The sequence below is a fragment of the Streptomyces sp. cg40 genome (assembly GCF_050320165.1).
Classification (GTDB): domain Bacteria; phylum Actinomycetota; class Actinomycetes; order Streptomycetales; family Streptomycetaceae; genus Streptomyces; species Streptomyces hokutonensis.
The window spans coordinates 6,987,840-7,010,227 of record NZ_CP190128.1; the positions used below are offsets into that span (position 1 = coordinate 6,987,840).

Below are 22,388 nucleotides of genomic sequence, written 5' to 3' on the forward strand. Positions count from 1 at the left end.
ACGCGGTCTAGGTCACGAATAGGTCACCGTAGGGGCGGACCCACCACACTATCGGGGCAACGCGTGAGGATCGTTGCCGCATTCGGGGGAGAGGCTGTGCTCAGCCGGGAAAGAACAGGTGGGACGAACCCACGGCCGTCCCGGGGACGGATCACATGTGGTCGAAAACACTCCCAGCCCGTTACCGGGACATGGTGGCGCTTCCACCAGGCATGAGGGGAGACTGACTACAGATCGTCCCGGCGCGAGCCACGCGCCGCCGACGCACAAGGAGGCATCCGTGCCGCATGTCCTGGTCCTCAACGCGTCGTACGAGCCACTCGGCGTCGTACCGCTCCGCCGCGCGCTCGTCCTCGTCCTGGAGAACAAGGCTGTCTCCCTGGAGGAATCCGGCGCCTATATGCACAGCGCAACCGTCACAGTCCCCGCACCCAGCGTGGTCCGGCTCAAGCGATTCGTGCGGGTTCCCTATCGGGGGCCCGTTCCTCTTACCCGGCGGGCGCTCTTCGCGCGCGACGGGGGCCGGTGCATGTACTGCGGTGGCGTCGCAACCAGCGTCGACCATGTCATTCCGCGCAGCCGCGGGGGCAAGCACGCCTGGGACAACGTGGTGGCGTCCTGCCGCCGCTGCAACCACACGAAGGCCGACCGGCACCTCTTCGAGATCGGCTGGCGGCTGCGCCACAAACCCGCCCCACCCACCGGCCTGGCCTGGCGCATCATCGGGACCGGGCATAGGGACCCGCGCTGGCTGCCGTACCTGCAGCCATACGGCGCGGAGGACGCGATGGCCCGGATCGACGGCATCTCCGCCTGACGATCCGGGCTTTTGTGTACCCCGCTGTACGGCGCTGTACCCCGTAACACCCGGTTCCGTACGACGGTACGGAGCGGTCCGCCCCGGGAGTCCCCTGTGCTCCCGGGGCGGACCGTCATGCGTGGCGCGGGATCACGTGTAGCGCAGTTCGCCGGGACGCACCGAGCGGCGCAGCAGCGGCAGTGACGTGGCCGCCGCCAGCAGACAGGCCGCGTAGATGCCGAGGGGGACCAGCAGCGCGTCGTACGGCACCGGGATCGCCGTGTGGTCCGAGGCGGCGGCGCCGTACCAGACGCCGATCGTCAGGCCGCCGAGGCCCGCCAGCGTGAGCGCGGGCGCCAGCGGGACCGCGGTCTCCAGCAGGGTCGCCCGCGCGAGCACCGGGTACGGCACGCCGGCCGCCACCTGGGCGGCGAGTCCCCGGCGCCGGGTGGCGACGGACTCGGCGGTGCCGACGGCGAGCGCGGCCAGGACCAGGGCGAGCGCGAGGAGGAGCGCGAGGCCGACGAGGTTCAGGCCGTTCTCGTAGAACCCGATGTCCTCCGCGTACTGGTCCGCCTCCCCGCGCAGGACCGAGAGCAGCACCTGCCGTATCCCCATGAAGCCCGAGCCGACGACCGTCACCAGCAGCACCGCGGCATGGGTACGGGCCGCGGCCCACGGGTCGTCGCGCAGTCGCTCCGCCGCGATCAGTACCGCCGGGCGCCGGGCGCGGGCGGCCACGCCCTCGCCGAGCTGCCGGGCCGAGGCACCGGTCAGCCACACCGCCACGGCACCGATCAGCAGGCACACGCCGACGACCGTGACCGGGGTGAGGGCGAACTCGAAGGGCACGTCGTGGAAGGGGGTGGTCACGATGTACACCACCGACAGCACCAGCACCGCCGTCGCCACCCGGAACAGCCGCCCCGGGCCCTCGGCCGGCCGCAGCCGCCGGATCCGTCCCAGGGGAGAGGCCACCACTCCGCGCAGCACCAGCGCGCTCACCGCCGCGCCCAGCACCGGCACTCCCACGGCCACCAGGGCGATGCCCGCCCAGGCCGCGGGGACGGGGCTGTGCCACAGCCGCAACAGGGTCGGCACGGCCACCGCCGTGGCCACCGCCGAGCCCGCCAGGCAGGCCAGCCCCGACTCCAGCGCCGCGATCCGCCGCGTCTGGCCGGGGGTGGCCCCCGCGAGCCGCAGTGCGGCCAGCCGGCGGTCGCGGTGCACCGCGCCGACCCGGGCGCACTGGCCCAGGAAGCCGAGCACGGGGATGAAGAGCAGCAGGAGCGCGGCGACCACACCGATCCGGGTACCGGGCTCGTCCAGCAGCCCGCCGCCCACGGACACCCTGTGGTGCCCCTCCAACGGCAGCAGCGCGGCGACGGCCAGCCCGAGGCCGGTCGCCAGTCCCGCCCCGACGACGGTGAGCAGGACCCGCCACCACTCCCGGCGGTCGGACCCCCGGGTGAGCAGCCAGGCCAGCCGCAGATCGGACAGCAGAGCACTCATGCCGCCACCCCCGCCCGCGCCACGGTCCCGTCCGTCAGCCGGATCTCGCGGTCCGCGTAGGCCGCGACCTGCGCGTCGTGGGTGATCAGCAGGACCGCCGTACCGGACTCGCGGGCCGTGCCGACCAGGGCCGTCATCACCTGCTCGCTCGCCAGGGAGTCCAGGGCGCCCGTCGGTTCGTCCGCGAAGACGATCCGCGGGCCGGTCACCAGGGCCCGGGCGAGGGCCACCCGCTGGGCCTGGCCGCCGCTCATCCCGCCCGGCCGCAGCCCGGCCTGCCCGCGCACCCCGAACCGCTCCAGCCACTCACCGGCCCGTTCCTGCGCCTCGCCGCGGGTCGCCCCGGCCAGCAGCAGGGGCAGGCCCACATTGTCGACGGCCGTCAGTTCGGGTATCAGCTGGCCGAACTGGAAGACCACCCCGAACTCGGTCCGCCGCAGCTCGCTGAGCCGCTTCTCCGGCAGCTCGTCCAGCCGCTCCCCGGCATACGTCACCGTCCCCTCGTCGGGGCGGACGATCCCGGCCAGGCAGTGCAGCAGGGTGCTCTTGCCGCTGCCGCTGGTCCCCGTGACGGCGAGGATCTCGCCGGCCGCCAGGTCGACCGAGGCGCCGTCCAGCGCCCGGGTCCTGCCGTGCGTCCTGGCGAGGTCCCGGGCCGCGAGCAGCGGCGTCGCCGTACCCCCGATGTCGCTCATGCTGTGTCGACCTCCGCGGTCAGTGTGGTCAGCCGGGCCGCCGTCGTCGCCATCCAACGGAGGTCCGCGTCAAGGTGGTTGAGGGCGTAGTCCGCCGAGAGGACGGTCGCCAGGTCGGCGCCCTTGGCGGTCTTGAGCGCCGTGAGTTCGCGCATCCGCTCCATGTGGGCGGCGCGTTGGGCCCGCAGATAAGCCTCCGGGTCGCCGCCGGACAGGATCGAGACGACGACCTTGGCGAAGATCTCGTTCGTCACGAAGGGCGCGGGCGGCGCGATCTCCCCTGCCCAGTGGGCGAGTTCACGCGAACCCTCGGCGGTCGAGCGGTACGCCGTCCGCTCCGGGCCGCCGTCCGAGCCGGTGCCGTCGACCTCCGCGAGACCGTCCCGGACCAGGCGTTGCAGGGTCGTGTAGACCTGCCCGTAGGCCAGCGGGCGGGCCTGCGGGAAGCGTTCGTCGTGGCGTCGCTTCAGGTCGTAGCCGTGGCTGGGTCCTTGGGCGAGCAGGCCCAGCAGGATGTGGCGGGTGCTCATGGGCATCAGTATGCACTGGATACATGTACTGAGTGAATAGTGATCAGCGGGAAACGCGCGGGTGTCCGGTACGGGAGTGGCCACGGTGCCGCCCGTACCCCAACCTGGAGGTCTGCCGTCGCGCCCACTGGGTAGGGCTGCGGTAACCGGACCGTCGCCCGACCCGACCATCCCGACCATCCCGGCAAGGAGGCCACCGTGGCCGCATCGGCATCACTTCCGCTCCCGGCCCGCTCCAAACGCGTCGCGGAGCCGTCCGCCGACCTCGAACCCGAGCTCTTCCACGTCGACTCCGAGGGCGCCTGGGCCGAGACCCCGCTCACCAGCGAACCCCCGCTGACCGACGCCGAACCCCTCACCAGCGAGCCTCCGCTCGCCGACACGGCCCCGCTCACCAGCGAGTCCGCGGTGTTCGCCGACCCGGACTCGACGAGGCCCTAGATGACAGCACCCCGGCCGGTCGAAGCCCTCGGCGAGGAGCTGTCCCGGCTCGCCGAACTGCACGGTGTCGCCACCGCCTACAGCCCCTCCCCGGACCGCGCGGTCCCTGCCTCGCCCGGCGCCGTCGTCGCCGTACTGGCCGCCCTCGGCGTCGACGCGAGCACCCCGCGGGCCGTCCGCGCCGCGCTCGCCGCCCGCCGACAGGAGCTGGCCGAACGGCTGTTGCCGCCCACCGTCGTGGGCCGGCACGGCAGCACGCCCGCCGCGCTCGACGCACTGCCCGAGGGCACCCGGTTGCACATCGAGACCGAACAGGGCGAGACCTACGACGGCACCGGGCACGGTGAGTTCGGGGCGGTCGTCGGACAACTCCCGCCCGGAGTCCACCACTTGACCGCCACCGCCCCGGACGGCCGCAGCGCCGAGGCCCATCTCGTCATCGCCCCGGACCGGTTGCCGACGCCCGCCGGACGGTCGTACGGACTGATGGTGCAGGTCTACTCGCTGCTCTCCCGGCACTCCTGGGGCATGGGCGACCTCGGTGACCTGGGCGAGCTGACCGCCTGGGCCGGGCGGGCGCTCGGCGCCGGATTCGTGCAGGTCAACCCCTTGCACGCGGCCGTGCCCGGCGCACCCACCGACCCCTCGCCCTACCGCCCGTCCTCGCGCCGCTTCCCCGACCCGGTGTATCTGCGGGTCGAGGACGTCCCCGAGTTCGCGTACGTCGAGGAGCGCGAGCAGGTGCGCGGACTCCTCGAACGAGCCGCGCGGCTGCGCGAATCCGTCCTGGAGAAGGGCGCGTTGATCGACCGCGACGCCGTGTGGGAGCTCAAGCGGGAGGCGCTGGAACTCGTACGGCGGGTCCCCCTCGGGCCCGGACGGCGGGCCGCCTACGTCGACTTCCTCGCCCGCGAGGACGAGGCGCTGGAGGACCACGCCACCTGGTCCGCCCTCGCCGAGGTGCACGGCTCGGACTGGCACCGCTGGCCCGCTGGTCTGCGCGACCCCCGCTCGGCCGAAACCGCCCGCGCCCGCGCCGAGTTGATGGACCGCGTCGACTTCCACTCCCGCCTCGCCTGGCTCACCGACACCCAACTCACCGCCGCCCAGCGGGCCGCACGGGAAGCGGGCATGCCCCTCGGAGTCGTCCACGACCTCGCCGTGGGCGTGCATCCCGACGGCGCCGACGCCTGGGCGCAGCAGGACCACTTCGCGGCCGGCATGTCGGTCGGCGCACCACCGGACGCCTTCAACTCCCTTGGCCAGGACTGGGGTTTGCCCCCGTGGCGCCCCGACCGCCTCGCGAAGTCCGGCTACGCCCCGTATCGCCGCCTGCTCCGCGCGCTCTTCCGCTACGCGGGCGCCCTGCGCATCGACCACGTCATGGGCCTGTTCCGCCTGTGGTGGGTCCCCCAGGGCGGCCCGCCCACCGAGGGCACCTACGTCCGCTACGACGCGGAGGCCATGCTCGCCGTCCTCGCGCTGGAGGCCTCGCGTGCCGGGGCGGTGGTGATCGGCGAGGACCTGGGGACCGTGGAGCCGGGTGTGCGCGAGGAGTTGCAGGAGCGCGGGGTGCTCGGCACGTCGGTGCTGTGGTTCGAACGGGACTGGGACGGCGACGGCCGGCCCCTCGCGCCCGAGACGTGGCGCGCCGACTGTCTCGCCACCGCCACCACCCACGACCTGCCGCCCACCGCGGCCCGGCTCACCGGCGAACACGTCGAACTCCGTTACCGGCTGGGCTTGTTGACCCGCCCGGTGGAGGAGGAGCGGGTCGAGGCCGCCACCGACGTGGGGGAGTGGCTGGCGCTGCTGGCCCGGCTCGGTCTCTACGAACCCGCGACGGGCGGCGGCCGGCCCGCGTCCGAGGAGGAGGCGGAGATCCACGCCGTCCACCGCTTCCTGCTCCGCACCCCCGCCCGGATGATCGGCGTCTGGCTCCCCGACACGATCGGCGACCGCCGCCCGCAGAACCTGCCCGGCACGTGGGACCAGTACCCGAACTGGCGCCTCCCGATCGCCGACGCGGACGGCCGTCCCGTGACGCTGGAGGAACTCGCCGCGTCACCGAGGCTGCACGCGCTGGTGGATGTGCTGCGGGTGGGGCTGGAGGCGGGCGCGGAAACGGGCTCGGGTGCGGAAACGGGCTCGGGTGGGGAATCGGCCGCGGGTGCGGAATCGGCCGCGGGCGGGGGTGGGTAATCGGGCTCCGGTGAGGGCGCGGGGACAGGCCCGGGCGGAGGTGCTGAGGGACGCCCGTGACGCCCGTACGCCCCATACGGCACCCCCGGGCGCGCGGCTCGTTCGGGCGTTCGCTACTTTTGCGTTGTGGACAAGAAGAACGCCCTGCGCGCCGGTGCCCTGGTTGCCGGTACGACGCTGATGATGCTGCTCATGACGTCCCCCGCGCTCGCGCTCACCCGCGACGACGGCGACGACCCGGGCAACGGCCTGAGCGTCGCCGAGACGCTGGGGCTCTTTGTCCTGTGCCCGCTGGCCCTGTTCGCGATCATCGCGGGCCTGGTCCTGGTGCTGGACAAGTCCAAGGACCGTGCGCCGAAGGCCAAGTCCGCCACCGGCACGAAGGCCTGACCCCACCTTTTCCGGAGGGCGCCCGCATCACCCACAGCGGTGAGGCGGGCGCCCTCGGCATGTCCGCCTGCCGGTTCCGCCGGTCTCACGGGCTCGGCGCGGTCAGATACCGCTGCACCGTGGGCCCGAGCCAGACCGTGATCTCCTCGCGGGTCAGCGCCACGGCCGGCGGGATGCGCAGCACATAACGGGTGAGCGCGAGCCCCAGGAGCTGGGAGGCGACCAGCCCGGCCCGCGTCGGCGCCTGCACCGGGTCGGGGCACGCCTGCCGCGCGACCGGCAGCAACTGCTCCCGGAAGATCTCCTGCATCCGCTCGGCCCCGCCCCGGTTCGTGGCGCCGACCCGGAGCATCGCCGTGAGCTCCTCGTTCTCCTCCCACATGGCGAGGAAGTGCGTCACCAGGGTGTGGCCCACCTCGTCCCGCGCGGCCGAACGCAGGTCCGGCAACCGCAGGTCGTAGGAGACGGCCGCCGCGAACAGCCCCTCCTTGTTGCCGTAGTAGCGCATCACCATCGACGGATCGATCCGCGCGTCCTTGGCGATGGCGCGGATGGTGGCGCGCTCGTAGCCGTCGGCGGCGAAGCGCTCGCGGGCGGCTTCGAGGATGGCGGCGCGAGTGGCGTCGGAGCGGCGGGGACCGGTGCCGGGGTCGGGGCTCGGGCTGGCGCTTTCGTTCATGCCAACAAGCGTAGGCCAACACGTGTTGACAGTCCAGGGAGGTGGTTCTAATCTCACCAACGAGCGTTGGCCAACAGGCGTTGGCAAACAACTGTTGATCCCAGGAGGTCGCCATGAACCGCACCGCCCGCGTCATCGTCGTCGGCTCCGGACCCACCGGCCTGCTCCTGGCCGGTGACCTCGCCGCTGCCGGCGTCCCGGTCACCCTGCTGGAGAAGCGCCCCGAGAAGATCAGCAACCTCTCCCGCGCCTTCGTCCTGCACGCCCGCACCCTGGAGCAGCTCGACGCCCGCGCCCTCGCCGACGAGCTTGAAGCCATCGGCCAACCCCTCGACCGGCTCCGCCTGTTCGGCCGCCTCACCATCGACCTCACCCCCCTCCCCTCCCGCTTCAACCACCTCCTGGTCCTCCCGCAGTACGAGGTCGAGAAGGTGCTGTTGCGGCGCGCGGTGGAGGCGGGCGTGGACTTCCGCTACGAGACCGAGCTGACCGGACTGACGCAGGACGCGGCCGGCGTGACCGTCGAGGTCCGCGGGACCACCGGACCGTCCGAGTCACTGCGCGCCGCGTACGTCGTCGGCACCGACGGAATGCGCAGCGCCGTGCGGAACGCCATCGGACTGCCCTTCCCCGGCCGCTCCGTCATCCGTTCCGTCGTCCTCGCCGACGTACTGCTCGACGAGAAGCCCGACACCCTGCTCACCGTGGCCACGGTCGGCGACGCCTTCGCCTTCATCGCGCCCTTCGGCGACGGTTACTACCGCGTCATCGGCTGGAACCGCGCCCACGACGCCGCCGACGACGAACCCCTCGACCTCGACGAGGTCAGGGAGATCGCCAGGCTCGCGCTCGGCCGTGACTTCGGGATGCGCGACGCCCGCTGGATGTCCCGCTTCCACAGCGACGAACGCCAGGCGCCCGCCTACCGGGTGGGCCGCGTCTTCCTGGCCGGCGACGCCGCGCACGTGCACACCCCGGCCGGCGGCCAGGGCATGAACACCGGCCTCCAGGACGCGGCCAACCTCGGCTGGAAACTGGCCGCGGTACTCGGCGGCCACGCGCCGCTGTCCCTCCTCGACACCTACCAGTCCGAGCGCCACCCCGTCGGCAGGGCGGTCCTGCGCAGCAGCGGCGGCATCGTCCGCCTCGCGATGGCCAAGCGCCCCTGGACCCTCGCCCTGCGCGCGGCCCTCACCACGGTCCTCGACCACGTCCCCCCGGCCCGCCGCAAGGCCCTCGGCCAACTCACCGGCATCGGCTACGCCTACCCGGCCCCCCGAGGCACCCACCCCCTGACCGGCACCCGCGCCCCCGACGTCTCCCTCGCCAACGGCACCCGCCTCTACGAGGCCCTGCGCGGCGGCCGGTTCGTACTGATCACACCGGAGCCGTACGAGAACCAGGGCACCCGCAAGAACCGGCTGGCCGCGGAGCACTGGACGAGCGACCGCCGTACGGCACTGCTGGTGCGGCCCGACGGGTATGTGGCGTGGGCGGCGGACGCGGCGGATCCGGCGGCGATCGAGAAGGCCCTGGGCGAGTACGTCGGCTGACGCCGGTGGAGCGGGGACGGGAGTGATCTCTCCGGCTGCTGGGAAGTGTTCGGAGAGGAACGCAGTCGGCGCCGCGCTGCCCATCAGTAGGGTGACACTTTTCAGCGACGGGCGGCGGGCTGCGCCGCTGGGCTGTACATTCGCCGGGTGCTCCCTCCGTATGTGGATTTCCGTCCGATCGGCAGATGCAATCTGAGCTGCCCTTTTTGCTTCGGACCCCGCCACGAAACGCCCACCATGCGTCGCGAGGAGGCATTCCGGATCGCTGCGACGCTGCGGCAGGAAGGGGTGCAGGGAGTCGTGATTTCGGGTGGGGAGCCCACGCTCCTGCCGTATCTCGGGGACTTGGTCGAGGAGTTGGGCAGTCCGCTGCCGGACGGCGGATCGCCTCCCAAGGTGGTGCTCAGCACCAACGGACTCGCGTCGCTGCGGGTGATGCAGCGCATCCTGCCGGGACTTTCGTGGATCGCGCTGCCGCTGGAATCGGCGGACGACAAAGAACACCGGGAACTCAGGAAAGGTGTCGCGCCGCACCGGGAAAGGGTTCTCGGTCTGTTGCGGGAAGTGCGTAAGAACCACGGGACGGTCGGCGTGAAACTGGGGACCGTCGTCACCCGGCGCAATGTCGCGGGAGCCCCGCGCGTCCTCGACCTCATCGAAGACTCCTGGCTTCCCGACGTCTGGAAGGTCTACCAGATGTCGGAGACCAACTACGGGGCGGACAACGGGAATTGGCTCTCCGTCGGTGACGACGAGTTCGAGGACGTGGTGGCGCGGTGCCAGGAAGCCGCCGACAAGCGGAAGGTCGCCCTGCGGGTCTACCGGAACTCCACCCGGACGGGCAGCTATTTCTTCATCGACCCCGACGCCGAGGTCGTCGTGATCGACGACGGTGAGGAACGGCGGCTCGGCAACTTCTTCGACCTGCTCCAGGACGACGGGGTCCGCCCGTCCAGTCTGGTCCTGCCGTCCAGGAACGTCGCGAACTTCGTCGACACCTATACCCATCCGGAACGCTGAGAGGGCTGTCATGACGGCGCACGTACGCGTGGGGGTTCAGGCCATCGTCCGCTCCGGCGAGCGCGTCCTGCTGGGGCTGCGGGCCAATACCTTCGGCGCCGGCAGCTGGGGGCTGCCGGGCGGGCATCTCGAGATCGGCGAGACGCTGACCGGAGCCGCCTGCCGCGAACTGGAGGAGGAGACCGGGGTCCGCGCCCGGGCCGCGCGCGTCGTCTGCGTCACCGACCCGGATCCGGCCGCCAACCATCACATGCAGGTCGGCGTGGAGATCCCGGCCTACACGGGCGAGATCCAGGTACGCGAACCGGACCGGTGCGAACGCTGGGAGTTCTGGCCGCTCGACGCGCTGCCGACACCGTTGTTCGTGGGATCGGTGGACGTGCTGGACAGGATCAGGGGCGGGGTACTTCTCCCCTCCTGACGCTCGCCCTGACCCGTACGGAGGCGAGCGCCCCCATCTCCGAGCGCAGTGCGGCCTTGTGCTGTTCCTGGTTGGCCTCGAACTCCTGCCAGGTACTGGAGAGTTCCCACTGCGCCCGGAACTCCTCCAGGCTGTCGGCGTAGTACCGGCTGTCCCTCCTGAACTCCACCTCGAAGACGCTCATGCCCCGCCGGGTCCGGCGCTGCGGATTCGACGTGATGTACGGCTCGAAGAACCCGACGTTCGAGGTGAGCAGAGTGGAGCCGCTGACGTCCAGAGAGGTGATCCGCAGTTCGATCCGGCCCGGGTACATCGCCTTGAGCAGCTTGTACGACTCGACCACGGGAAGAAAGGTGTTGTTGTACGAGGGGCTGCTCTCCACCAGTTCCACGATGTTCTGGTAATTGCCCGGTTCGGAAGCGGCGTTGTGCGGCATGAAGGCGGCGAGGCTGTTCCACGGACTGCTGATGACGACGTTGAAACGGACTCCGCGCGCCAGCGCGTCCTTGACCCGTCCGTAGAAGAGCCGGGTCTCCTCCAGGAAGTAGGAGGCGCCGGCGTGGGCGATGAGTCGGATGACGCTCGGCTCCTCCTCCAGGGCCCTCCTCTTGGCGTCGTTGCGCTCGGTGTTCTCCTGGGGCTTGTACACCTTCTCGATGCGGTACGGGAGTTCGTCGTCCGGAGTGATGGCCGCCCGCATGTCCGCCAGTTCGTCCTGGAGGATGTGCGTCTGGGGATGCTCCTGGCCGAGGTCGGGAGAGGCGACGGCGCGGCCCGTCGCCGTGGCGAAGGCCTGCACGGCCGCCGTCGTACGCTCGTTGGCCTGTCCGCCCCAGCCGTCCGCGGCCGCGAACTCCGTTGCGGCGAGGGTGGCTTGGGCGATGATCGTCTCGCGGTGCTCCAGACCGAGCGCCACCTGCACGGAGACCTGGAGGAACTCCAGCTCGGCCAGGTTCTGCGGGCTCGGGTCGGCGTCGTAGCGTGCCGCGGCCAGGGCGATGCGCGCGCCCAGGGCCCTGGGGTGTTCGCCGCCCTCGTTCTCGACGAAGAGGGCCACCGACTCGGCGAAGCTGTCCACCGCGCCGTGCAGGTCCTGGTCGTCGCCCGACGCCCTGGCCAGGTCCAGGCGTACCCGGTCGGCGGTCAGCCGGGTCTCCACGTCCTTCTCCCGTTCGTACTTCAGCGAGTCGAAGGCCTTGTCGGCCCAGACGGCGGCCGCCTTCGGATCGCCCAACTGGAGGCTGACGGCGGCCAGGTTGGCGAGGATGGCCGGGACTTCGTAGGTCTCGTACTCATGGGCGCGGGTGAGCGCGCAGTTCAGCACGGCACGGGCGCGCACCAGGTCGCCCTGCTCGGCGAGCAGGGACCCGAGGTGGTTCCAGAGCTCCGGCTCCTTGTACACGACCTGGTCGATCTCCGAGAGCTCCATGGTGCGCAGCGTTATGTCGGTCAGGTCGGCGGCGGCCTTGCTCAGACCGAGGGCGAGCAACAGCTCGACCAGGTGGGTGTAGCGGGCGATCCGCTGGGGCTCCTCCTCCCACGGGACCTGTCCGTCGCGCAGGCGGTCGACGTAGTGGATGAGGGCCGCTTCGGATTCCCGCACCGAGTTCTGTGTTTCCGGGCCGCCGTCCTCGTGTTCCGCCATTTCCTCCGCGGTCGATATCGCCTCGTCGAGGTCACTGATTTCGTTCATCGATCAGTTTCCTTCCGGCGGGCGTCGTGTACGCCGGCTCGGGTCGGTCCTCGTCCATTGCGGGCGAACGCTGCCATATCCCCTGTCGTGGAGAATCTGGCCGGCCCGTGTGCGCCTCTCCGCTTTCCTGACCCCTGTGACGGCCGAGGGCTGAGGCTGTGAAGGCAAGGACAGTTTGTAGTTCTCGAACAGCCTGAGCGCCTCCTTCACGGAGATGGCGAAAGCCTCGTCGCTCTCCTCGGACGACGTCCCCCTGGGCTTGACCAGCAGGCCGAAGACGACGGGCGGATCGACCTGCCGGGTCTCCTCGATCGGGCTGCCGGCGTAGGCGGAGGGATCGCGGAGCGTGCGCTCGCAGCGCAGCCGCAGGGCCTTCACCTTGAGGTTGGGGCCGTCGTGGTACATGGCGTCGGGCTCGACGACCTTGCCCACCAGGGGCTTGGGGTCGACGGAGACGGTCGCCCGCCAGAGCTGCCCCGCCTGTGCCTCGCCGAAGTTGGTCGTGGACAGCGGGCCCGTCGTGCCGTTCAGTTCGAGTCGGAGCAGGGCGAGGTCCGAGGGTGTGTTGCCCCAGAGGATGTGCGCGGGGGTCCCGTCCCGGAGATGCAGGGTCGGCTTCGCGGAGAGGACATCACGTCCCAGTGAGTGCGCGGCCGTCAGTGCGAATGTGCGTGCGATACGCAGGCCGGACGCTATGCGTGTTCCCGCGAGATATAACTCGATCAAATGCTCGTCCCGCGCCATGTTCGGCCCCCGTCTGTTCCCCTGCGCGTTCCAGAAGTCTCACCCGGAAAGAGCAATGTTAACCGTGATCAGGTTTTTTCGACCGGCTCTTCCCGACCGATGTTTCCCATGATGCCGAAGAGCCGGATGTGGTCACGCTCAGTTTGATTCCGAGGAAGCAGGACGGAGGGGAGGGAGTGGATCTTTTCCGTTCGCCGTGGATGTCGGCCAGCAGGAGATCGAGGAGTTCGCTGTCGGCCGCCGCGGATTCCTCGACCCGGTCGGTGAACTTCTTCCAGAGGCCGTCGGCCTTGCTGGGGAGGCGGACGTCCTCGCCCTGGTCGTGCCACTCCTCCCAGGCCTCCAGCCACCGCCGCATGCCCTCGAACGACTCCTCGCAGGCCTCGCGCAGCTTCTCGGAGCTGTAGAGCTCGATGCGTGCCGCCAGCGTGGCGGCGGAGTGCAGGGCATCGTTGCGCACGCCTTCGAGCTGCGGGAGGTCGAAGGTCTGCCGGGTGTGGGCGCGGAGCTGGGCGTAGGTGTGCACCGTGCTCATCAGGTCGTCGTACGTGGCCACCCGGCGGTCCCAGATCCGGCGCTCCCTCTCGCGTCTCGACGTCGCCCGCTGGGTGATCCAGGCGGCGCTGAGGGTGGCCGTCGCGCCCAGGGACGTGCCGATGATCGCGGCCTCTGCCGGGGTGATTCTCACGCCGTCATGATGAGGTGACGGTGGTCCGGACGGAACGCCTCCGGTGGTGACGGCTCCTTCGGGGTGACTCCTCCGGAGGGGCTGGCCCCTTCAGGGTGAACGCCTCCGGTGGTCCCGGCCCCCTCAGGCTGAACATCTCCCGTGGTGATCGCTCCGTCCGCGTCGCGCGCTCCCCGGCCGCGGAGTCACTCCGCCGCCCGCTGGGTCCCCGCCAGCAACTCCCTCAGCAGGTCGGCCAGTTGGCCGGCCCGCTCCCCGTCGAGGGCGGTGGACAGGGCCTCCTGCTGGGCCGCAAGCCCGGCCCCCACCGCCTCGTCGATCAGCGTCAACCCCTTCTCCGTCAGGGTCACTCGGAGACCCCGCCGGTCGTGCGGGTCGGGGGAGCGGCGGAGCAGGCCGGCCCGTTCCAGTTTGTCGAGGCGGCCGGTCATGCCGCCCGTGGTGAGCATCAGCGTCGCCGAGAGCCGGCGCGGCGAGAGGGTGTACGGCTCGCCGGCCCGGCGCAGGGTCGCGAGGACGTCGAACTCGCCGCGCGAGATGCCGTGCGGCGCGTACGCCTTCTCCATGCGGTCGCCCATGGCCCGCGAGAGCCGGAAGATCCGCCCGAAGACCTCCATCGCGGCGGTGTCGAGATCGGGCCGCACCGCCGCCCACTGCTCGACGATCGCGTCGACGGGGTCCTTGCGCTGCTCAGGGCGTGCACTCATGCGTCGAGTATCGGTGGGACGACGGGTTGTCCGCAAGAAAGTGACTTGACGGAAAGTTGCTTGCGACTAAGCTAATTAGCGGCAAGTTACTCATGAAGGGGATGGCATGAACCGCTCCGCCACCATCGTCCTCACCGCCCTCGCCCCGATCTCCTGGGGCACCACCTACGCCGTCACCACCCAGTTCCTCCCGCCCGACCGCCCCCTCTTCACCGGCCTGATGCGGGCCCTCCCCGCCGGTCTCGTGCTGCTCGCGCTGGCCCGGGTGCTGCCGCGCGGGGCCTGGTGGTGGAAGGCGACCGTGCTCGGCGCGCTGAACATCGGCGCCTTCTTTCCGCTGCTGTTCCTGTCCGCGTACCGGCTCCCGGGCGGCATGGCCTCGGTCGTCGGGTCGATCGGGCCGCTGATCGTCGTAGGCCTCTCGGCGGCCCTGCTGGGGCAGCGGCCCACGGCCCGGAGCGTGCTCACCGGCGCCCTCGCGGCCTTCGGCGTCAGCCTCGTCGTACTGAAGGCGGCCGGAGCGCTCGACCCGGTCGGTGTGCTCGCGGCCCTCGCGTCCACGGCCTCGATGTCCACCGGCACCGTGCTCACCAAGCGGTGGGGCCGCCCGGACGGCGTCGGCCCGCTCGCGCTCACCGGCTGGCAGCTCACCGCCGGCGGGCTGCTCATAGCCCCCGTCGCCTTCCTCGCCGAGGGGGCGCCGCCCGCGCTCGACGGGCGGGCGGTCGGCGGCTATCTGTACCTCGCGCTGGCGAACACGGCGGTCGCGTACTGGCTCTGGTTCCGCGGCATCGGCCGGCTCTCCGCCACCCAGGTCACCCTCCTCGGCCCGCTCTCCCCGCTGACCGCGGCCGTCGTCGGCTGGGCGGCCCTCGGCCAGGCGCTCGCGCCCTTGCAGGTGGCGGGGATGGCGCTGGCGTTCGGCGCGACGGTCGCCGGGCAGATCGGGGCGCGTCCCCCTGCCGCTTCCGTCCGAGGGGTAGCGTCACGCGGGAACGCCGTGACGCAACGCCGGAGGCGCCCGTGGCCGATGCATCCTGCCCCAGTTGTGGCAAGCCGCTCACCGCGCGGACGGGCCGTACCGGTCGCCGCTCCGTGTACTGCTCCGCCGCCTGTCGGCAGAAGGCCTACCGGGAGCGACAGGGGAGTGCCGAGGTCGGTGTCGAGGGGCTGATCAAGGAGATCGGCCGGCAGGTGGAGGAACTGGTGCCGCAGCCGCCCTCCGTCTTCTACTCCGGGGTGACGGAACTGTCCTCGTCCGTCGCGCGGCTGCGGCGGGTGGCCCGCACGGCGCGCGACACCGCTCAGGAATCCGTCACCCACGCACCCGTTACGGAAGTCCCCGCCCTCTCCGAAGTCCCGCTCGACGAAGGGGACTTCGCCGCGCTCGTCGAGTCCCACCGGCGGGAGATCCAGGTCCACTGCTACCGCATGACCGGGTCGTACGACGACGCCGAGGACCTGGTGCAGGAGACGTTCCTGCGGGCCTGGCGGGCCCGGGACACCTTTCAGGGGCGGGCCGGTGCCCGTACGTGGCTGTACCGCATCGCCACCAACGCCTGCCTGGACTTCCAGCGCCGTACGGCCCGCCGCCCGGGGCGCTACGAGCCGTTGCCCGGCATGAACCACGGTGGCGGGGAGCCGCCCGCCCGGATCACCTGGCTACAGCCCTACCCCGACGACGAGTTGCCCTCCGCAGAGGAGCAGCCGGAGGCCGCTGCCGTCTCCCGCGAGACCCTGGAGCTGATCTTCCTGGCCGCCGTCCAGCATCTCCCGCCGCGCCAGCGCGCGGTGCTGGTGCTGCGCGATGTGCTCGGACTCACCGCCGCCGAGACCGGCGAGGCCCTCGACATGACCGTGGCCTCGGTCAACAGCGCGCTGCAACGCGCCCGCCCCACCCTGCGCGACCGGCTCCCCGGCCGCCGTGCGGACTGGAGCGCCGACGGACCCACCGAGCATCAACGCACCCTGGTCAAGCGGTACATGGCCGCCGCCGAACGCCTCGACCTGTCCGAGGTCGCCGCGCTGCTCAGCGAGGACGTCACCCTCACCATGCCGCCGAACCCGTTCTGGTTCGTCGGTCGTGACGCGCTGGTGGAGTTCCTGAGCCTGAGTCTCGACGCCAACTCGCCCATGTTCCTGGGCCATTGGCGCCACCTCCCCGCCCGCGCCAACGGGCAGCTCGCGGCGGGTGGTTACGTCCGACGCCCCGGTACGACCGTCTACCGCGCCCAGGTTCTCGACGTGCTCCGCTTCGGCGCCGACGACCGGATCGTGGAGATCACCTCCTTCGAACCGCACCTGTTCCCGGCCTTCGGACTGCCCCTGCGGCTGTGACCGATGAGTGGCGGGCTCCCTGTGCGTCTGTATGGCCGACATGAACGACACGTACATCACGACCCGCAAGGAGATCACCATGCTGCTCACCGACAAGACCGCGGTCGTCTACGGCGCCGGCGGCTCGATCGGCGGTGCGGTCGCCCGTGCCTTCGCCGCCGAGGGCGCCCGTGTCCACCTCGTGGGGCGCACCCGGGAGACGCTGGAGGCCGTGGCCGCCGACATCAAGGACGCCGAGGTGGCCGTCGTCGACGCGCTCGACGAGACGGCCGTCACCGAACACCTCGCCAGGGTCGGGGACTTGGACATCTCCTTCAACCTCGTCTCGCGCGGCGACGTACAGGGCCTGCCGATGACCGAGATGGCCGTCGACGACTTCCTGCGGCCCGTCATCAACGGCACCCGCGCCAACTTCATCACCGCACGCGCCGCCGCCCGCCGCATGGCCGAGCGCGGCTCCGGCGTCGTCCTCACCCTCAACAGCGGTTCCGCGCACGGCAGTCCGATGATGGGCGGCACCGGTCCGGCCGACGCGGCGACCGACAGCCTGGTGCGCAACCTGGCGATGGAGCTGGGCCCGCGCGGGGTGCGGGCGGTCGGGATCTGGGCCGCGGGCATTCCCGAGACGCTCACGATCGAGAAGCTCGGCAAGGTCAACCCCGACCTCAACCAGGCGGCGATCCAGGGCATCCTGGACCACCTGTCGAGCCTGCGCATGACCCGCCGCAACCCCACCCTCGCCGAGATCACCGCGACCGCCGTGTTCCTCGCCTCGGACCACGCGGCGAGCATCACCGGCACGTTCGTCAACGTCACCGGCGGGATGTTCCCGGGCTGAGGGACGGCGAAGGGCGCCCGGCCGCACGCCGGGCGCCCTCATGGCCATAGCAGAAGTGACTACGAAGCGGCCGCGTCCGCGGCCTGGGCCTTCAGGGCGCGTTCCACGCCCGAGCGGGACTCCGAGACCAGGCGGCGCAGGGCCGCGTTGGGGTCGGCGGTGGTCAGCCAGGTGTCCGTGCGGTGCAGGGTGTCCTGGGAGACCTGGATCGACGGGTAGAGGCCGACCGCGATCTGCTGGGCGATCTCGTGCGAACGGGCGTCCCAGATCTCCTTGACCGCCGCGAAGTACTTCTCCGTGTACGGCGCCAGGAGTTCGCGCTGGTCGGTCTGGACGAAGCCCGAAATGACCGCTTCCTGAAGGGCGTTGGGGAGCTTGTCGGACTCGACGACCTGCGCCCAGGCCTCCGCCTTCGCCTCCTCGGTCGGACGGGCGGCACGGGCGGTCGCCGCGTGGCGCTCACCGGCGGCCGTCCTGTCCCGCTCGTACTCGCCGGCGATCTCCGTCTCGTCGAACCGGCCCACGGACGCGAGGCGTTCGACGAACGCCCAGCGCAGCTCGGTGTCGACGGCCAGCCCCTCGATGGTCTGCGTGCCCTCCAACAGGGCGTCCAGCAGGTCGAGTTGCTCCGGGGTGCGGGCCGTGGACGCGAACGCGCGGGCCCACGCGAGCTGGTGGTCGCTCGCGGCCTCCGCGGAGCGCAGGTGCGCCAGCGTGGCGTCCGTCCAGCGGGTGAGCAGCGCCTCGCGGGCGGCCGGGTCGGCGTACAGCTCGATCGCGAGCTTCACCTGCCGTTGCAGCGACTGCACGACACCGATGTCGGACTCCTTGCCGATGCCCGAGAGGACGAGGGAGAGGTAGTCACGGGTGGCGAGTTCGGCGTCGCGGGTCATGTCCCAGGCCGAGGCCCAGCACAGGGCGCGGGGCAGCGAGGACTCGAAGTCGCCCAGGTGCTCGGTGACGAACGCGAGGGACTGCTCGTCGAGGCGGACCTTCGCGTACGACAGGTCGTCGTCGTTGAGCAGCACCACGTCCGGACGGCGCTTGCCGACCAGCTGCGGTACGGCGGTCAACTCACCGTCCACGTCCAGCTCGACGCGCTCGTCGCGCACCAACTTGCCGGTGTCCTCGTCGAGTTCGTACAGGCCGACCGCGATGCGATGCGGGCGCAGGGTCGGCTCGCCCTTGGCACCGGCGGGCAGGGCCGGGGCCTCCTGGCGGATCGCGAACGCGGTGATCACACCGTCCGCGTCCGTCTCGATCTCCGGGCGCAGGATGTTGATGCCGGCGGTCTGGAGCCACGCCTTCGACCAGGCGCTCAGGTCGCGCCCGGAGGTCTCCTCCAGCGCGCCGAGCAGGTCGGACAGGCGGGTGTTGCCGAACGCGTGCCGCTTGAAGTACGCCTGCACGCCCGCGAAGAACTCGTCCATGCCGACGTACGCGACGAGCTGCTTCAGCACGCTCGCGCCCTTGGCGTAGGTGATGCCGTCGAAGTTGACGAGGACGTCGTCCAGGTCGCGGATCTCGGCCATGATCGGGTGCGTGGACGGCAGTTGGTCCTGCCGGTACGCCCAGGTCTTCATCGAGTTGGCGAACGTTGTCCACGAGTGCGGCCAGCGCGAGTCCGGCGCGTACGCCTGGCAGGCGATGGAGGTGTAGGTGGCGAACGACTCGTTCAGCCACAGGTCGTTCCACCACTCCATGGTCACGAGGTCGCCGAACCACATGTGGGCCAGCTCGTGCAGGATGGTCTCCGCGCGCACCTCGTAGGCGGCGTCGGTCACCTTGGAACGGAAGACGTACTGGTCCCGGATGGTGACGGCACCGGCGTTCTCCATCGCGCCCGCGTTGAACTCCGGGACGAACAGCTGGTCGTACTTCTTGAAGGGGTACGCGTAGTCGAACTTCTCCTGGAACCAGTCGAAGCCCTGCCGCGTCACCTCGAAGATCGCGTCCGAGTCGAGGAACTCCGCGAGCGAGGGCCGGCAGTAGATGCCGAGCGGGACGGACTGCCCGTCCTTTTCATAGACGCTGTGGACGGAGTGGTACGGCCCGACGATCAGCGCCGTGATGTACGTCGAGATGCGGGGCGTCGGCTCGAACACCCAGGTGTCGTCCCGGGGTTCGGGCGTCGGGGAGTTGGAGATGACGGTCCAGCCCGTCGGCGCCTTCACGGTGAACTGGAAGGTGGCCTTGAGATCCGGCTGCTCGAAGCTCGCGAACACGCGGCGCGCGTCCGGGACCTCGAACTGGGTGTAGAGGTACGCCTGTTGGTCGACCGGGTCGACGAACCGGTGCAGGCCCTCACCGGTGTTGGTGTACGCGCAGTCCGCGACCACGCGCAGGACGTTGGGCCCTTCCAGCAGCCCGGCCAGCGCGATCCGCGAGTCCTTGAAGACCGCGTCGGGGTCGAGCGGGTCGCCGTTCAGCGTCACCTCGTGGACGGCCGGGGCGACCAGGTCGATGAAGGACTCGGTGCCGCCCTCCGTCACATCGAAGCGCACCGTCGTCGCGGACCTGTAGGTCCCGCCCTCCTGCGCGCCGGAGAGGTCGAGATCGATCTCGTACGAGTCAACGGTGAGCAGCGTCGCCCGCTGCTGCGCCTCTTCGCGAGTCAGGTTTGTGCCAGGCACGCGGTCATCTCCTCGTTATGTGTGGGTTGCGCCATCCTTCCACGGGACCTGCGGAGAACGCGATGTCCGTATCCCGCCGGTCAGCGGGGCGGACGAGCGCGAGCCTGGAGTCATGACGACGTACACGGCACGACCCATCGACCCCACGGTTCTGAAGGAGCTGCGCTCTGCTGACGATGCGGGGCGCGGAATGGTTCCCACGACGGACGAGGAGGGCGGCGCTCCGCTCCGCTGCTGCCTGCGCCGCAGCGAGCCGGGCGAGCGGATCGCCCTGGTCTCCTACGCCCCGGTGCGCCGCTGGGCGGCACAGGCGGGGGCGTACGACGAGGTGGGGCCGGTGTTCGTCCACGCGGAGGAGTGCGGGGGGCCTGCGGCCGGCTCGGGGTACCCGCTCGGGGACGCCCACCGCGTGCTGCGCCGCTACTCGGCCGAGGGCCGCATCCTCGGCGGCGAACTCGTCGACACCCTGGACGACGAGGCCTTCCAGCGGGCCTTCGACGACCCGGACGTGGTGGTTGTCCACGTCCGGGCCGTCGAGTACGGCTGCTTCTTCTACGAGGTACGCAGGGCTTCATGATGAGGGATCTCGCCCCCGCCGCCCCTACCCGTCCCATCCCTCTGGGGCTCCGCCCCGGACCCCGCTCCTCAAACGCCGGACGGGCTGATTCTCAGCCCGTCCGGCGTTTGAGGACGAGGCCGTTCAGGCCGAAGCGGGGGTCTGGGGGCGGCAGCCCCCGTGGATGGGACGGGTAGGGGCGGCGGGGGCGAGGAACCCGGGTCAGCCCTGGAGTTCTGCCGCCACCAGCTCCGCGATCTGCACGGCGTTCAGCGCAGCGCCCTTGCGGAGGTTGTCGTTGGAGATGAACAGGGCGAGGCCGTGCTCGACCGTCTCGTCCGCGCGGATGCGGCCGACGTAGGACGGGTCCTGGCCGGCGGCCTGGAGGGGGGTCGGGATGTCGGAGAGGGCCACGCCCGGCGCGCCGCCGAGGAGTTCCGTCGCGCGCTCCACGGAGATCGGGCGGGCGAAGCGGGCGTTGACCTGGAGGGAGTGGCCGGAGAAGACCGGCACCCGGACGCAGGTGCCGGAGACCTTCAGCCCGGGGATCTCCAGGATCTTGCGGGACTCGTTGCGGAGCTTCTGCTCCTCGTCGGTCTCGTTCAGGCCGTCGTCGACGATCGAGCCCGCGAGCGGCAGCACGTTGAAGGCGATGGGCCGCTTGTAGACCTGCGGCTCGGGGAAGTCGACCGCGCCGCCGTCGTGCGTGAGCCTGTCCGCGTCGGCGACGACCTTCAGCGCCTGCCCGTGCAGCTCGGCCACCCCGGCCACTCCGGAACCGGACACCGCCTGGTACGTGGCGACGACCAGCGCCTCAAGGCCGGCCTCCGCGTGCAGCGGCTTCAGGACCGGCATCGCGGCCATCGTCGTGCAGTTCGGGTTGGCGATGATGCCCTTGGGGCGGTCGACGATCGCGTGCGGGTTCACCTCGGAGACCACGAGGGGTACGTCCGGGTCCTTGCGCCAGGCGGAGGAGTTGTCGACGACGACCGCACCCTGCGAGGCGACCTTCTCGGCCAGCGCCTTCGAGGTCGCGCCGCCCGCCGAGAACAGCACGATGTCGAGGCCGGAGTAGTCGGCGGTGGCCGCGTCCTCCACCGTCACCCCGTCGAGGACCGTCCCCGCCGAACGGGCCGAGGCGAACAGACGCAGCTCGGTCGTCGGAAAGTCCCGCTCGACGAGGATCCTGCGCATGACCGTGCCGACCTGACCGGTGGCTCCGACGATTCCGACCCTCACAGCGACTCCTTCACCTGTTCCTGTACATCTGCGGCGTTTCCATCATGCGGCCGCCCCGGGTCCACCTGTCCAATTCTTTGCCCCGCATGCCCGAGGAGTGGGACACGACCCTTGCCAGTGTGACCTACGTCTCCGAACGTTTCCGTGCGCTGCGGCGTCGTAGAGGAAACGCGGGAAGGGGGTGGCTTGTGCTGCGCAGAAAGGTCCGGCGGGTCCGGGAGGGCGACGATCCACTGGACGCGGCCCAGGAGCGGCGGGTGCGGGCGGTGCTCGCGCTCGGCGGGGTGCCGCAGGCGGATCTGCCGGACGGGGTCCAGCAGGTGCGGCTGCGGTTGCTGGAGCGGGCGGCGAAGGGCGACGAGGCACCGCGCGACGTCTCGGCGTGGGCGGCGGTCGTCGCCTCGAACTTCGCCATGGACTGGCACCGGGCCAGGCGCCGCCAGGAGCGGGTGGGGGAGCGGCTGGCCTCCCTGCGCCAGCTCGCGCACCCCTCCGGCGAGGACACGAGCGTCCTGTCCCTCGCGGTGGCCCAGGGCCTGGACGAACTGCCCGACCAGCAGCGCCAGGTCCTCGTCCTCCGTTTCTTCGCCGATCTGCCGGTGCGTTCCATAGCGGACGAGCTGGGCATCCCGGAGGGCACGGTCAAGAGCAGGCTGCACACGGCGGTCCGCGCACTGCGCGACCGCCTGCACGAGGACGAGGTGGTGTGAC

General features: G+C 71.2%; 22 protein-coding genes. 12 read left to right on the forward strand and 10 right to left on the reverse strand.

Annotation, left to right across the window (positions count from 1 at the left end; all coding sequences use genetic code 11):
• The first annotated feature begins 280 nt into the window (after positions 1-280).
• Positions 281-817 (forward strand): HNH endonuclease, encoded by a 537-nt coding sequence (locus ACQHII_RS31435; protein WP_019065631.1) that lies wholly within the window; start codon positions 281-283, stop codon positions 815-817.
• A gap of 132 nt (positions 818-949) precedes the next feature.
• Here the strand turns inward: ACQHII_RS31435 and ACQHII_RS31440 are convergent, their stop codons facing one another.
• Genes ACQHII_RS31440 through ACQHII_RS31450 form a run of 3 tightly spaced genes read right to left on the reverse strand, consistent with a single transcriptional unit; the run spans position 950 to position 3,536 of the window.
• Positions 950-2,311 (reverse strand): ABC transporter permease, encoded by a 1,362-nt coding sequence (locus ACQHII_RS31440; protein WP_427922437.1) that lies wholly within the window; start codon positions 2,309-2,311, stop codon positions 950-952.
• On the reverse strand, positions 2,308-3,006 hold the full coding sequence (locus ACQHII_RS31445; protein ID WP_427922438.1) for an ABC transporter ATP-binding protein: 699 nt from the start codon (positions 3,004-3,006) through the stop codon (positions 2,308-2,310). The genes ACQHII_RS31440 and ACQHII_RS31445 overlap by 4 nt, the downstream gene beginning before the upstream one ends.
• Positions 3,003-3,536, reverse strand: a complete 534-nt coding sequence (locus tag ACQHII_RS31450) for a PadR family transcriptional regulator (protein ID WP_427922439.1) — start codon at positions 3,534-3,536, stop codon at positions 3,003-3,005. The genes ACQHII_RS31445 and ACQHII_RS31450 overlap by 4 nt, the downstream gene beginning before the upstream one ends.
• Before the next feature lie 198 nt (positions 3,537-3,734).
• Between ACQHII_RS31450 and ACQHII_RS31455 the strand changes: the two genes are divergently transcribed.
• The 3 genes from ACQHII_RS31455 to ACQHII_RS31465 all read left to right on the forward strand — a co-directional run bounded on the left by ACQHII_RS31455 (position 3,735) and on the right by ACQHII_RS31465 (position 6,569).
• Positions 3,735-3,977, forward strand: a complete 243-nt coding sequence (locus ACQHII_RS31455) for a hypothetical protein (protein WP_019065627.1) — start codon at positions 3,735-3,737, stop codon at positions 3,975-3,977.
• Positions 3,978-6,179 (forward strand): 4-alpha-glucanotransferase, encoded by a 2,202-nt coding sequence (gene malQ / locus ACQHII_RS31460; RefSeq protein WP_427922440.1) that lies wholly within the window; start codon positions 3,978-3,980, stop codon positions 6,177-6,179.
• A gap of 126 nt (positions 6,180-6,305) precedes the next feature.
• Positions 6,306-6,569 (forward strand): hypothetical protein, encoded by a 264-nt coding sequence (locus ACQHII_RS31465; protein WP_427922441.1) that lies wholly within the window; start codon positions 6,306-6,308, stop codon positions 6,567-6,569.
• Positions 6,570-6,654: 85 nt separating this feature from the next.
• On the opposite strand, the gene ACQHII_RS31470 is transcribed toward ACQHII_RS31465, so the two are convergent.
• A complete protein-coding gene (locus tag ACQHII_RS31470) occupies positions 6,655-7,248 on the reverse strand; it encodes a TetR family transcriptional regulator (protein ID WP_427922442.1) in 594 nt (197 codons plus the stop codon).
• A gap of 113 nt (positions 7,249-7,361) precedes the next feature.
• Here ACQHII_RS31470 and ACQHII_RS31475 point away from each other — a divergent pair, with 113 nt between their 5' ends.
• The 3 genes from ACQHII_RS31475 (at position 7,362) to ACQHII_RS31485 (ending at position 10,242) form a co-directional block, all read left to right on the forward strand.
• Positions 7,362-8,801: an FAD-dependent monooxygenase gene (locus ACQHII_RS31475; RefSeq protein WP_427922443.1), complete on the forward strand. Its 1,440-nt coding sequence runs from the start codon at positions 7,362-7,364 to the stop codon at positions 8,799-8,801.
• A gap of 162 nt (positions 8,802-8,963) precedes the next feature.
• The gene (locus ACQHII_RS31480; RefSeq protein WP_427925448.1) at positions 8,964-9,821 is read left to right on the forward strand and encodes a radical SAM protein; all 858 of its coding nucleotides are present in this window, start codon (positions 8,964-8,966) and stop codon (positions 9,819-9,821) included.
• 10 nt (positions 9,822-9,831) lie between these two features.
• Positions 9,832-10,242 carry a nucleotide triphosphate diphosphatase NUDT15 gene (locus ACQHII_RS31485; protein WP_427922444.1) on the forward strand — a complete coding sequence of 137 codons (411 nt, stop codon included), beginning with the start codon at positions 9,832-9,834 and terminating at the stop codon, positions 10,240-10,242.
• Here the strand turns inward: ACQHII_RS31485 and ACQHII_RS31490 are convergent.
• The 4 genes from ACQHII_RS31490 to ACQHII_RS31505 form a co-directional block, all read right to left on the reverse strand.
• On the reverse strand, positions 10,214-11,935 hold the full coding sequence (locus ACQHII_RS31490; RefSeq protein ID WP_427922445.1) for a hypothetical protein: 1,722 nt from the start codon (positions 11,933-11,935) through the stop codon (positions 10,214-10,216). The two genes, ACQHII_RS31485 and ACQHII_RS31490, sit on opposite strands and share 29 nt — an antisense overlap.
• Before the next feature lie 3 nt (positions 11,936-11,938).
• Positions 11,939-12,679 (reverse strand): hypothetical protein, encoded by a 741-nt coding sequence (locus tag ACQHII_RS31495; RefSeq protein WP_427922446.1) that lies wholly within the window; start codon positions 12,677-12,679, stop codon positions 11,939-11,941.
• 58 nt (positions 12,680-12,737) lie between these two features.
• Positions 12,738-13,367 carry a hypothetical protein gene (locus ACQHII_RS31500; RefSeq protein ID WP_427922447.1) on the reverse strand — a complete coding sequence of 210 codons (630 nt, stop codon included), beginning with the start codon at positions 13,365-13,367 and terminating at the stop codon, positions 12,738-12,740.
• Between the two features lie 185 nt (positions 13,368-13,552).
• Complete coding sequence (locus ACQHII_RS31505; RefSeq protein WP_427922448.1) at positions 13,553-14,074, reverse strand: MarR family winged helix-turn-helix transcriptional regulator; 522 nt, start codon at positions 14,072-14,074, stop codon at positions 13,553-13,555.
• A 106-nt stretch (positions 14,075-14,180) separates the two neighbouring features.
• On the opposite strand from ACQHII_RS31505, the gene ACQHII_RS31510 reads away from it, so the two are divergent.
• The 3 genes from ACQHII_RS31510 (at position 14,181) to ACQHII_RS31520 (ending at position 17,249) form a co-directional block, all read left to right on the forward strand.
• Complete coding sequence (locus ACQHII_RS31510) at positions 14,181-15,248, forward strand: EamA family transporter (protein WP_427922449.1); 1,068 nt, start codon at positions 14,181-14,183, stop codon at positions 15,246-15,248.
• The gene (locus ACQHII_RS31515) at positions 15,170-16,411 is read left to right on the forward strand and encodes a sigma-70 family RNA polymerase sigma factor (protein WP_427925449.1); all 1,242 of its coding nucleotides are present in this window, start codon (positions 15,170-15,172) and stop codon (positions 16,409-16,411) included. Before ACQHII_RS31510 ends, ACQHII_RS31515 begins: the two co-directional genes overlap by 79 nt.
• Positions 16,412-16,490: 79 nt before the next feature.
• Positions 16,491-17,249: an SDR family NAD(P)-dependent oxidoreductase gene (locus ACQHII_RS31520; protein WP_427925450.1), complete on the forward strand. Its 759-nt coding sequence runs from the start codon at positions 16,491-16,493 to the stop codon at positions 17,247-17,249.
• Between the two features lie 59 nt (positions 17,250-17,308).
• On the opposite strand, the gene pepN is transcribed toward ACQHII_RS31520, so the two are convergent.
• Positions 17,309-19,882 (reverse strand): aminopeptidase N, encoded by a 2,574-nt coding sequence (pepN, locus tag ACQHII_RS31525; protein ID WP_427922450.1) that lies wholly within the window; start codon positions 19,880-19,882, stop codon positions 17,309-17,311.
• A 112-nt stretch (positions 19,883-19,994) separates the two neighbouring features.
• Between pepN and ACQHII_RS31530 the strand changes: the two genes are divergently transcribed.
• Positions 19,995-20,459: a DUF1203 domain-containing protein gene (locus tag ACQHII_RS31530; RefSeq protein ID WP_427922451.1), complete on the forward strand. Its 465-nt coding sequence runs from the start codon at positions 19,995-19,997 to the stop codon at positions 20,457-20,459.
• Between the two features lie 201 nt (positions 20,460-20,660).
• On the opposite strand, the gene ACQHII_RS31535 is transcribed toward ACQHII_RS31530, so the two are convergent.
• Positions 20,661-21,677, reverse strand: a complete 1,017-nt coding sequence (locus ACQHII_RS31535) for an aspartate-semialdehyde dehydrogenase (protein ID WP_427922452.1) — start codon at positions 21,675-21,677, stop codon at positions 20,661-20,663.
• Between the two features lie 188 nt (positions 21,678-21,865).
• Here ACQHII_RS31535 and ACQHII_RS31540 point away from each other — a divergent pair, with 188 nt between their 5' ends.
• Entirely contained in the window at positions 21,866-22,387 is a 522-nt protein-coding gene (locus ACQHII_RS31540) for a sigma-70 family RNA polymerase sigma factor (RefSeq protein ID WP_427922453.1), read from the forward strand.
• Position 22,388: the final 1 nt, after the last annotated feature.